At 67.2% G+C, this 11515-nt stretch carries 10 protein-coding genes and 1 pseudogene; 9 read left to right on the top strand and 2 right to left on the bottom strand.

Annotated features, from left to right (window positions below; translation table 11 throughout):
- Positions 1-984: 984 nt before the first annotated feature.
- Positions 985-1437 carry a hypothetical protein gene (locus ABZT87_RS31245; protein WP_355140056.1) on the top strand — a complete coding sequence of 151 codons (453 nt, stop codon included), beginning with the start codon at positions 985-987 and terminating at the stop codon, positions 1435-1437.
- 46 nt (positions 1438-1483) lie between these two features.
- On the opposite strand, the gene ABZT87_RS31250 is transcribed toward ABZT87_RS31245, so the two are convergent.
- Entirely contained in the window at positions 1484-1765 is a 282-nt protein-coding gene (locus ABZT87_RS31250; RefSeq protein ID WP_355140058.1) for a YrhB domain-containing protein, read from the bottom strand.
- 567 nt (positions 1766-2332) lie between these two features.
- On the opposite strand from ABZT87_RS31250, the pseudogene ABZT87_RS31255 reads away from it, so the two are divergent.
- The 5 genes and pseudogenes from ABZT87_RS31255 to ABZT87_RS31275 form a co-directional block, all read left to right on the top strand.
- Positions 2333-2536 (top strand): annotated as a pseudogene (locus tag ABZT87_RS31255) (helix-turn-helix transcriptional regulator); the annotation flags it as partial.
- 210 nt (positions 2537-2746) lie between these two features.
- Complete coding sequence (locus ABZT87_RS31260; RefSeq protein WP_355140070.1) at positions 2747-5431, top strand: BTAD domain-containing putative transcriptional regulator; 2685 nt, start codon at positions 2747-2749, stop codon at positions 5429-5431.
- A 432-nt stretch (positions 5432-5863) separates the two neighbouring features.
- Positions 5864-6409: a hypothetical protein gene (locus ABZT87_RS31265; RefSeq protein WP_355140060.1), complete on the top strand. Its 546-nt coding sequence runs from the start codon at positions 5864-5866 to the stop codon at positions 6407-6409.
- A gap of 288 nt (positions 6410-6697) precedes the next feature.
- On the top strand, positions 6698-7279 hold the full coding sequence (locus tag ABZT87_RS31270; RefSeq protein WP_355140062.1) for a DUF5317 family protein: 582 nt from the start codon (positions 6698-6700) through the stop codon (positions 7277-7279).
- A gap of 220 nt (positions 7280-7499) precedes the next feature.
- The gene (locus ABZT87_RS31275; protein WP_355140072.1) at positions 7500-7658 is read left to right on the top strand and encodes a hypothetical protein; all 159 of its coding nucleotides are present in this window, start codon (positions 7500-7502) and stop codon (positions 7656-7658) included.
- Between the two features lie 1078 nt (positions 7659-8736).
- Here the strand turns inward: ABZT87_RS31275 and ABZT87_RS31280 are convergent.
- Positions 8737-9594 (bottom strand): hypothetical protein, encoded by an 858-nt coding sequence (locus ABZT87_RS31280; RefSeq protein WP_355140064.1) that lies wholly within the window; start codon positions 9592-9594, stop codon positions 8737-8739.
- 407 nt (positions 9595-10001) lie between these two features.
- Between ABZT87_RS31280 and ABZT87_RS31285 the strand changes: the two genes are divergently transcribed.
- The 3 genes from ABZT87_RS31285 (at position 10002) to ABZT87_RS31295 (ending at position 11362) form a co-directional block, all read left to right on the top strand.
- Positions 10002-10463, top strand: a complete 462-nt coding sequence (locus ABZT87_RS31285) for a hypothetical protein (protein ID WP_355140074.1) — start codon at positions 10002-10004, stop codon at positions 10461-10463.
- A gap of 74 nt (positions 10464-10537) precedes the next feature.
- Positions 10538-11056, top strand: coding sequence for a hypothetical protein (locus ABZT87_RS31290; RefSeq protein ID WP_355140066.1), 519 nt, complete (start codon positions 10538-10540; stop codon positions 11054-11056).
- 102 nt (positions 11057-11158) lie between these two features.
- Complete coding sequence (locus ABZT87_RS31295; RefSeq protein ID WP_355140068.1) at positions 11159-11362, top strand: hypothetical protein; 204 nt, start codon at positions 11159-11161, stop codon at positions 11360-11362.
- Positions 11363-11515 lie beyond the last annotated feature (153 nt).

The raw sequence follows: 11515 nt of genomic DNA on the forward strand, positions 1-11515 counted from the left end.
CACGTGGCGATACACGAAAGTTCAGCTCAGCACCGAACAGTGACACCTCCTATGCCGCACCGGATCATCGCGCATGATCTCCTACCCGCTCATCGGCAGATCAGTGCGTCGCCACGAGACATAAGCCGGCCGATCGAGTGGCTGGTTGCTCATCGGCGCCCTGCCTCTGAGGCGGAAGGCATCCGCGCCGACGCCTTCGGATCCGCCGAAGAGGTCTCCAGCCTGAAGGGCCAGCTCAGGAGGTTGCCCGTGGGATCGGTGTCTCGAATGACGGAACCGCGGCGGACTCCAGCAAGCTCACCCGCAACGCTCCACATCGGTCTGCAGCACATCTACAGACGTGACCTCAGGCGAACCGAGACGCCGGCTGGCGCCAGCCATCCCGGGAGCAGCAGCCTGACCACTTCGACCCCTACTGGGAGGTCACACCGCACCGCTCCACCGCATCACCACAGGTCAAGCCCTCGTCTCCGTCCGGCGTCGGTGAGCACTTCGGGCGCGCAGACCACTTCGCCAACCTGCACCCAATCTGCTCCCATCTGCAAGGCCAGGCCAACCAACGACTCCTTACCACCCTGACCTGCACACACTCCCCTGGCCGGCGACATAGGGCATCATCGAACACTAGGCAGAACCGCGGAGCACTCCGCGGGAAACAGGACGCCGCACCGACTCTGACCTGCGGCAACGCGGAGCCGCAGGCAGGGGTGGGTGCAGTTGAGCGCCGTTCGACGCCGTTGGACGCAGTTCAAGGCCGTTCAGGGCACCCCGCTGCTCCCAACCTGCTCCCCCAACCCGGCTCGCACCGGCTCGCCGACCGCCGGCCGTCGACCGCTCGTAAGCTGCCGGCCCAGTGCTTTGGCTGGCACCAGCGCTGGCCCCCACAGCTGCATCGGTTGATGGGGAAGTGCGCTCACGATCGCCGCGTAATGTCAGCGGCATGTGCGGATATCGGCTTGGCGGCAGCTGGTAGAGGATATGGGCGTGAGTGAGGATCTCCTTCGTATCGTGCCGACCGTGCCGGCCTGGGTGCCGGCGCAGGGCGCCGCGGATACTGCGGCCGAGGTCGTCTCGGCGATGTGTCCGGGCGCGGGAGAGCTGGTCGCCTGCCAGTACGCCGAGGTTACGTTCATTGACCAGGGCGCCAACTTCGAGGCAGTCGGCTGCCCGGCCTGCAAGGCTCCGCTGGATGCCGACTGGTGGCAAGAGCGGATGGATGATGCCTATGCCACTCGCTTCGCAACACTGGACACCGTGACACCGTGCTGCAGCGCAGCCGTCTCGCTCAACGACCTGGAGTACCACTGGCCGGCCGCCTTTGCGCGATTCGAGTTACTGGTTCGCAATCCAGGCCGCAGCTGGTTGTCGCCCGACGAGGCAGCGCAAGTGTCGGCCGTGCTCGGCATTACGGTTCGCCAGGTCTTCAGTCACTACTGACGACACACCGCAGCAATGCCTCCCGCCCGGCGGCCTGTCAGTGCGTTCATCCGAGAGTGGGCCGCCCCTCGGCGATCTGTTCTTCTACCGGCCGACCGGACCAGGCCAGCCATGGGTCCGCGCCGGACTTGGGCACGACCACCGGCCCGTTGCCGACCAACGCGTCGGAGATGCGGCCTGACTCGATGAAGGCGCGTGACTGGTAGCCCACAGACCATGCGGCCTCGTGCTCCCGCACACCGGTGATCACCCATTCACCGGCGCGGACCTCGCCCATGCGGTCAGCGAGGAAGGCGAGTGCGATCTCGCGAGCGTCTTGATCGGTCATGCTCGTGACCCTAACGCTGGAACGATGGTGCAGGACCGAGCCAACGCGCTGTCATCGGCATGAGCGGACGTCGCCCGATTGACGACCGGGAGAATCACGGCTGACTTCTTCGCATCCGCCGAAGAGGTCGCGGCCCACGCGGCTGCACTGGGCTCGGGCACGCGTCGCTCCTCATCGAGGGGACCAGTACCTGTGGTCCGCCGTTAGCTTCTTCCGATGTTGCGGCACTCACCTCGCCTGCCGGGCCGGCTTCCCAAGGCCATCGTCCGGATGCTTGACGTGACGGCGGCGGATGATCCGGGGGAGGCACCCGGGCTAGACGACCCGTACCCTGCTGCCGACACGGCCAATGATCTTCTACGCCACGGGAGCGTCGCGCCGGGGTGTCCGCGGTTGCAGCAGCGGAGACGCTGCTCGATCTGCGAAGGATCTACGACGAGTTGTTGACAGACCTCGAGGTGTCCAGCCGATAGGGTCACTTCAGCGGCTTGTTCACTGCCGCTCGGGCGACATCGATGGACACCGCGGTATAGGCGGCAGGCAAGGTATGACGCACGGGGCGTGAGCATGGACACCACTGAAGAAGGAAGCGGATTCGGCGCGCTGCTGCGGGCCGGCCGACGGGCGGGCGGCATCAGCCAACGGGAACTTGCCGCACAAGCCGGTCTCAGCGTGGCCGCCATACGCGACCTCGAACAGGGCCGTAGCCGCAGACCCAGGCCCACAGCCGTCGAGGCGCTCGTCGCCGCGCTCGGCCTGCCCCCTCACGACGCGGCCACGCTCCGCCGCGCGGCCACCCGCCCTTCAGGCCCGATCCCGCCCTCCAGGCAGGTTTGCCCCGCCGAACCGCTGCGGCTGGCGATCCTCGGCCCGCTGACCGTCAACCGCGGGCACGTGGCGGCGCCGGTCGGCCGCGGGGGGCGTCGCGCTCTGCTAGGCCGGCTCGCCTTGTCGGTCAACACTCCGGTACCGGTCTCCGACTTGATCGACCTGCTCTGGGACACCCCACCCGCGGCGCCGGCGAACGCGCTGCACACCTACCTGTCCCGGCTCCGGTCGGCGCTGCAGCCGACCGGACCGGGCCAGGCCGCCTTGATCACCCGGACCCCGGCCGGATACCAGCTCAACCTCGCCGACGAGCAGCTCGACCTGGCCGAATTCCGCCGCCAGGTGCGCCATGCCCGCGCCGCCGAGCCGATGGCGGCACTCGACCTTCTGGAAGCCGCGCTGGCGCTCTGGCGCGGCGACCCGCTGGAAGACGTGCCGAATCTGCACCACCAATTCCTGGCCACCGCAGTGGCCGAGGAGCAGATCGCGGCAACCCTGCGCCACGCCGACCTGGCCCTCGCAGCCGGCCAACCCGACCGCTGCCTACCACGACTGCGTGAACTCGCTGCGGCCAACCCCCTGCACGAACCGCTCCACACGCGGCTCATCGCAGCCTTGGCCGCCGGCAACCTGCAAGCTTCCGCGCTCGACACCTACGCCCGTATCCGACGGCGACTCGTCGAGGACCTCGGTATCGAGCCGTCCCCCGACCTGATGGACGTCCACCGGCGCGTTCTACGGCAACAGCACGTCACGTCCGCTCAACACACCCTTCAAGCCGAGTCACGACCCCTCGCGGCCCCGTCGCGTAGCGACGACCGGGCCCACATCCCGGCCCAGCTTCCCGCCGACGTCCGCCGGTTCACCGGCCGAGCCGAGGCCCTCGCGCGGCTCGACGACATGCTCCACACCCACCGGCAGCCGTACCCGGCCGTCGCCATCGCGGTCGTGTCGGGCACCGCTGGGGTGGGCAAGACAGCTCTGGCCGTACATTGGGGCCATCGGGTCGCCGACCGGTTCCCCGACGGGCAACTGCATGTCAACCTGCGCGGCTTCGATCCAGGCGGCTCGCCGATGAACCCGGATGAGGCCGTCCGGAGGTTCCTTGACGCGTTGGGTGTCACACCGCAGCGGCTGCCAGCCGACCCGGCGGCCCAAGTCAGCCTGTACCGCAGCCTGCTCGCAGGCCGACGGATGCTGCTGGTGCTGGACAACGCCCGCGACGCCGAGCAGGTCCGCCCCCTGCTGCCCGGCGCGCCGTACTGCTTCACCCTGGTCACCAGCCGCAACCCGCTGTCCGGGCTTGTCGCCGCAGACGACGCTCACCCTCTCACCGTCGAAGCGCTCAGCCCGGACGAAGCCCGCCGCCTGTTGACACACCGCATCGGTTCCCGCCGAACCGACGCCGAGCCGGACGCCATCGTCGAAATCGTCAACCAATGCGCCGGGCTCCCGCTCGCGCTGGCCATAACCGCCGCACGAGCCGCCATCCAACCAGGTCTGTCGCTCGCCGACGTCGCCGCCGACCTGCGCGACGGAGACCGCCTGAACGCCCTGTCCACCGGCGACGCGAGCACCGATGTGCGTTGCGTCTTCTCCTGGTCGTACCAGGCCCTCGGCCCGGCCGCGGCACGGCTCTTCCGGCTGCTCGGGCGGCATCCCTCACCCGAAATATCAGCGGGCGCGGCGGCAAGTCTTCTCGGTCTGCCCCCGGCAGGAGTCCGCCCGGTCCTGTCCGAGTTGACCAGGGCTCACCTGATCGGGGAATACGCCCTCGGCCGGTACACGTTGCACGATCTCGTCTACGAGTACGCGAGCCAGCTGGCCCTTGACGAACAGCCCGACGCCGTGACCGGCCGGATGCTGGACCACTACCTGCACACCGCCCGCGCCGCCGACCGGCTACTCGAACCCGCCCGCGACTCGAGCCCTCTCGACTTCCCGCGTGCTGGGGTCACCGTGGACCCGCCCACCGACCACACCGGTGCGTTACGGTGGTTCGCCGCCGAGCATCGCGTCCTGCTCGCCGCCGTCGACCACGCCGTGAACGCCGGCTTCGATTCATACGCCTGGCACCTGGCGGACGCAACGGCGACGTTCCTGTACCGGCAAGGGATGTGGCACGAACAGGTCACGATCCAACGGCAGGCGCTGCGCGCGGCGGCACGGTCGACCGACGTGGCCGCGAAAGGCTCCGCTCACGTCCACCTCGCCCGCACCCATATCCGGCTGCGCGAAGGCCACGAGGCCGAGGCGCACCTGCGGGCAGCACTCGAGCTGTACCGGGAGCGCGACGACTTTGAGGGACAAGCCCGGACACATCACTACTTCGGAATGCTGCGCGAGCAGCAGAGCCGTTACCGGGAGGCACTCGACCACGCGCGACAGGCGGTCGCCATCTGCCGGGCGAACGCCCTGCGACACGGGTTGGGACACGCGCTGAACGCGGTGAGCTGGTATCAAATCTTGTTGGGCGACCACCACGACGCCCTCATCCCAGGCCAGGAGGCCATTGAGGTGACCCGGAATCTCGGGGACCAAGCCGGACTGGCCAACGCCTGGGACACCATCGGATACGCCCACCACCACCTCGGCGACGACGACGAGGCCGTCGCCAGCTACCAGCGGGCGATCGACCTATACCGCGACCTCGGCGACCGGTACTACGGATCCGTCACACTGACCCACCTCGCCGAGAGGCACCGCGCCGCCGGCCGGCTGGATTGCGCTCGCGACGCGTACCGACAAGCCCTCGTCGTACTTCAGGAACTCGCCCATCCAGATGGCGACCGGGTCCGCAGCGAACTGCTCCACCTCGAGGCGTCAGCCGGCCTCTGAGGCATCCCCGAATCCCGACCAACGTGCCGATGGTCGACGCTACATCGGAGGGTCAAGTGTGGAAACCTTGGACATCGTTGCCTTCGCTGTCTCTCATGGTGGCCGCGGTCGGCGCCGTCGATTGAAAGATCCGGACGTGGTGCGGACTATTGCCATTCCACGACGTTGTGCACCGATCCGCTAACGACATGGTGCTATGAGATCGCCAACGGGAGAACCCCGCGTAACGCCGGCCGGAGCCGACATGTGGCCTCTGCGTGAACCCGGCCGGGTGGCGGTACCTCGCCACCGGCAAACGGGCCTTCCCCTGGTACGGACGCGGTACGGGCAGGAAGTCGCAAGGTTTCGGCAAGCGGGCTCCCGCAGGATGAGCGCACGTCAACATACATGGATGGGAAGAAGCTTATGTTGCGCAGATGCGCGGTCGCAGCCATGCTGATCATCGGAATCCTGATACCCGGTGCCCCCGCGTACGCGGGGCCACCGCCCGCGAGCGGGATCGTCTTCGAGACGACCGCGCCCGGCGCCTGGTTCACCGCTCAGCCGGGAGAGCTGATGTGGCTGGTGAACCAGAACGGCTCTGACGAGGTGTTCTGGATTGGGAATGCCACCGGGTTCTCGAATCCCGGACAACTCTTTCACAGCTGGGTCCAAGCAGACGGGAACTGGTCCGGCGCGTACAGTCTCGGCGGCCTGATCTACGACAGCTTCTGTGGCATGCGGAACCCGGGCGGCACCCTGGAGATCTACGTCAAAGCAGCCGGCGGGGACGTCAATCACAAGCGTCAGCTGTGGCCGGCCGGGGACTGGGGCGGCTGGGAGAACGATATCGGTGGACGGATCAAGACCGGGTACGGCGTGAACTGCGCACACTCCACGTCGGGCAGCAAGGTCGCCGTCAAGGTCTACGGCCCCGACAACTGGTGGCACTACAAGACCCGCCTTATCACGGGTGAGTGGCCGTCCACTTGGGCGTGATCCATGAGGCATGATCGTAGGAGCGGTGAGGAAGGTGTCGTTGCCGACATTCTCCTCACCGCTCCGCGTCACATGGTCGGCCCATCACGGGCAAGTCGTACACCACTCCAGCGGACGCAACCTCAACCCTTACGCGTGAAGCCCGATCATCAGTGAACCGATGGACGGAAGAACCATGCCGTGATCAGATCCGGCAATCCACACTGGACTTGGTCTGTTGAGGGGAACTCCACGAGAGGGACCGCAAATGACCGGACTTAGGGCCTTCGAGGCCCACACGGTGGCGCCATGTCGATCCACAGTCTGATCTTGCTCATCGCACCGCCGATGGTGGGTGTCCTTGTCGGCTACGCCAGCGGGGGTCGAATCGCCGGCTTGCGGAGCATCCGACTCTCGGCCGTGTGGCTCCTGTGGCTGGCCGCCGTCGTCCAGGCGGCGCAGTACCACGTGGCTGCCCTGCGGCATCCCGGCACGCTGGTCGTCGTATTCGGCCTGGTCCTGTGGTGGCTGGCCGTGAACCTTCCCAGATGGCCGCTCGCGATCCGCGTCGCTGGCGTCGCCATCACGGTAGGTGCGCTCGCCAACGGAGTGACGGTCGCCCTCAACGGACGCATGCCATACCAGCCGAGCGGGGCTGAGGCGGTCGGCCTACGGCCGGATCTCACCACGCCCAAGAACGAACCCGCGGACGATGCGACCCGGTTCGCGCTCCTCGGTGACACGATCCCGGTCACGCCGTTGAAGAAGCTCGTCAGTCCCGGCGACGTGCTCATCGGCGCCGGGACCGTCGCGCTGACGGCGCTCGCGATGCGTCGCCGCCACGACCAACCCGATCCGGTACCCCAGCACATCACGGGAGGTGAAACATGACCATGTCCACCGTCTGGCGCCAGGCCGCCTACGCGATGCTCACGTTAGCGTCGCTGGCCCTGCTGCTCTACACCATCGGCGCACCAATGACAGAAGGAAGCTGAGGGGCCGGCATGAGAATCCGCATCATTGTGGCGCTCCTGTCGCTCGCCACACTTCTCTACACGGTCGGTGCACCACATGAGCACGGAGGCTGAAGCGTGCGAATCCGCAGGAATGGATCGCGGCTCCGGCGACGCCGGGTGACCCCTGGCTGCAACTCGTCAACATGACGAGCAAGAAGTGCCTCGGCGTCAAGGATGTCAGCTACGACATCGGCGCACCACTGCAGGTATGGACCTGCAGCGTGAACTGGAACCGGCGCTGGAACATTTCCTAGCCGCGTGACGCAGCGGCCGGGCCTGGTGCGGTGTCGACCAAGCCCGGCCGTTGCGCAACCAGGGTCAGCAATCCTGAACGCGCCCCACTCGCTGCCACCAACTCCTGTAGCTGCCGTCTAGACCCGGGTGGGTCAGACGGGCCGGTGAACAGGCGTGCTCGGCGTTCTACGACCACGTCGGGGAATTTCTAAGGCGGCGCGGGACAGTCGTCCGACCCGCAGATGTCCAGAGACCATAAGGACGCTAACACCTTCGGTCCGCCGAAGAGGTCACCGGACCGGAATCCCTGGCCAGGGGGTTGCCGGTGGGATTCGTGTCTCAGCGTCCGGGATGTACACCGGCGCCACCACGGCGGATGCCAGAGCCGCAGGTCGATGCAGCACGACATCGCGAGCGGCGTCAACGAGCCCCCGGCCGACAGCCGGCACTGGCCAGACCGGGCGCAGCGAACCTCGACCACTTCGGTGTTCTCTGGGAGGTCACGCCGACCGCTCGCCCACCTCACCGCAGGTCAAAGCCCTCGGCTCTTTCCAGTGTTGGTGAGCACTTCGGGCGCGGCGACCACCTCACAAAGCTGCACCCAATCTGCTCCCACTTGCAAGGCCAGACCATCCAGCAGCTCCTTACCGCCGCGACCTGCACATACTCCCCTACCAGGGGACATAGAATGCTGTCGACCGCTGCGCAAATCCGCTGAGCACTCCGTGTGAAACAGGACGCTGCACCGACTCTGACCTGCGGCAACGTGGAGCCGCAGGCAGGGGTGGGTGCAGTTGAGCGCCGTTCGACGCCGTTGGATGCAGTTCAAGGCCGTTCAGGGCACCTCGCTGCTCCCAACCTGCTCCCCCAAACCGGGGCGGCACCGGGCCGCCGACCGATCGTGAGCTCGGGCCCAGTGCTGTGGTTGGCGCCAGCGCTGGCTCCCGCAGCCGCATCGGTCGATCGGGGAGCACGCTCACGATCGACGCGCCTTGTCCGCGGCAGAAGAGTGAGCGCGGCACCGATCCGAAGCACGGTGACCTTGCCCGATCGAGGGCGGGGCGGTAGCCGGGCTGGCTGCCGTCGTCACTCGCCCTGCTACCGACTGCCCGGCGTACGGGACGGGTCGTGGCCCAGTCCATAGCCGGCGTGAATCTCCACCGCGCTCACTCCTAGCGCGTCGAGACCTCGGTTGAGCTCGCGGTACGCCCTGAACTCCGCCGTCACGTACTGCTCGCCCTCGACCGCGGCCGAGGGAGCCCAGCCGCTGCGGCCCAGCGCTGTCATCGCTGTCTGCATCGCCACCCATGGGCGGTGTCCGGTGACGCCGACCAGCGCATACACCCGGGTGAACGACACCGGCGGACTGACCTCGACAGGGCCGGGGCCGTCACAGGTCCGCCTGCGGACCCGTTGGGCGAGTGTTGTGGCCACCTCAACGGCACGGTCCGCATCGCTGGTCGACACGTCGACCACAAGCGCCACGCGTGCCGTTGCTTGTTCTCGTATCAAGGCCTGCAGTTCGGTGGGGAGCTCTTCCGCCTCGGCCTCGGTCACAACGCCGCCATCGGTATTCGCTTCGGTGTCCTCCGGCGGGGCGGCATCGATGTCACCGGCGGCGTCGACGTCGAGCCAGTATCCGGTGTTGCGGAAATGAGCGGCCGCCTCGCGCCAGGCGAGATGGGCCGGTTCGGTGCCGCCGCCGGACACCGGCGGGGGCAGCTCATTGCCGGACAGGAACCCCCGTACGAAGTACCGGGTCTGCTCGGAGCAGTCGCCGATTTCCCCCTTCGACACCTGGGTACGGATGCCGCGCTCTGCGCAATAGGCGAACATGCGTCCGGCGAACGTGTGCGGGTTGCCGTCGAGGAGGTAGTGCCGTCCGCATCGCTCGGTGTCGAACCACAAATTGGGGTCGACGTCGGGCGGCAACGGCGGACGAGCAGGCACGGACATTCCACGATAGTAGGACGCACGTGTGCCAGAACGGCCGACAGCCCGGACGGGACTCAGCGATAAGCCTGCTCACAGCGGCTCCACAGCCTGGTCTCCCGGGCAGCCGCACGACCCCCCTCGCCAATGGCGCCGGCTCCCTGGCAAAGATCGGTACTCGGGCTTCGACCTACAGAACCGCATCAGCATAGGTCCACGGCGCAACTTGAACCGGCAGCGAAGTTCGCGCCGACACCCTCATCGGCAGTTCCGGACGTCGACCGGCACGGGAGGCTGGCCACGGAGCGTGACGGCGCCGGCTGAGGGTAGCGCGCACGGACGGCGGCTGATCCGGATGCCAGGTCGCGGGCTTCAGACGGAAGCGCTCGTTCCCGGGCTTCGCCGTAGAGACACCGCTGCGATACAGGATGATGCCCTGCGTGCCCATCATCGATCTGCTACGAGCCGGAGTGACCACGCCGCGCCCTGACTCGGCGGCGTGTGCCACATGGCTGGCCTCGGTGTACGAGAGCATTAGAGGAGCCGGTGGTGCGGTCACCACCTCGGTCGAGGAACCAGCAGTCGGCCGAAACTACAACCGAATCGGTGTGCGACTCAGTGACGGCAAGCCGTTGTACGTCCTTCTCAACTCCGCGGCCGCCTTGGTCGCCGCAGCTCAACCGCGAGATCCTCATCTGATCACCCTGTTGTTCGCTGACGTCCCAGGCCGGGAGATCTATCGCCGAGCGGGGTTGCGGGTCGCCGCTGCGGCGGAGCTGGAGCAACCGATCGAGGATCGGTACCTCCGGCTGCTAACCGACGAAGAACGCCGGGATGTCACCTACCACCGTCCGGGCCGGCTTGGTGACCTGCTGTTCAACTGGTTCGACTGACCTGCCCGTGAACACCTCGCAGCAGACCCGGATACCCCGTCGAGGATTGTCCGGATCAGGACTACCTTGCCTCGATGACGTTCAACTTCGGTATCCCCGGCTACCAGCCAAACTGGTGCAACGGAGTCGCTGACGTCGCCAGTCGTCACGCTCAGCGACTGCGGGGCCTTGTGGGCCGCAGGTTGACGTCTACCTGGGTGGTCTGGGAGGACGACGACGATTCGTGGTTCGCCGACTGCCCGGTGGTGCTCGACTTCGAAGAGGAGCGCCTGGAGATCAACCATCAAAAGTTCGACGACCTGTCGATCACCTGGTGCACGATCGACGTGACCCGGGCACCGATGTGGCCGACCTCGGATGGCTTCCGCCTACGGTGGTGCGACGATGCTCCCGCGCCGTTGGCTGCTCGGCGCGGGCAACCCCTTGAGGCGGTGGAGCTCCTGGAGTACGCCGGGGGCGACCTGGCGGACGGCACCGTGGCGCTGGGCCTGCGATTCGCCGACGGCTGGCTGACGATCTACAACGCACTGGACGAAAATGGGATCGAGGTCGGCGAGCCCTTCCCGCAGTACCGCCGACACCGGTTGAGATGAGCCGCAATCCTCCGAACTCGACCAGGCAAGGTGGTCAGCGACAGATCCGCGCACCCGGCCTTGGCCAACCGGTGCCGCGAGACGTGTGATTAGGGTCTGCGTATGGGGGATGACATCGTTCTGCGGCTCGACCGCGCAACCGCCGAAGGTCTGTACGTCACGCTGTACGAAGCCGGAGAGCACATCGCGGCCGGCGCAGCCATCACTCCGCCCACCGCGGAAGAGGTCAAGCGCCTGGGCACTCTTCTACGGGACCTGGGTCACGCCCTTGGCCGTCGTTGCTCCCCGTACTGCGACCACCTCTAGTTATGGGTCGCGCGTGATCAGCGGCAGAAGCGTGCAGGACCTCTGCCGGCTCACCGGCACTCGAGGCAGGGAGCTACTGGATGATCGACAAGAGAGTCGTCGGGCGGTCGCGTACGTGGTGGAATTCCGTATGCGGATGAGCGAGGTGCTGAC

Origin of the sequence: Micromonospora sp. NPDC005237, assembly GCF_040607775.1 — a bacterium.
Lineage (GTDB): Bacteria > Actinomycetota > Actinomycetes > Mycobacteriales > Micromonosporaceae > Micromonospora.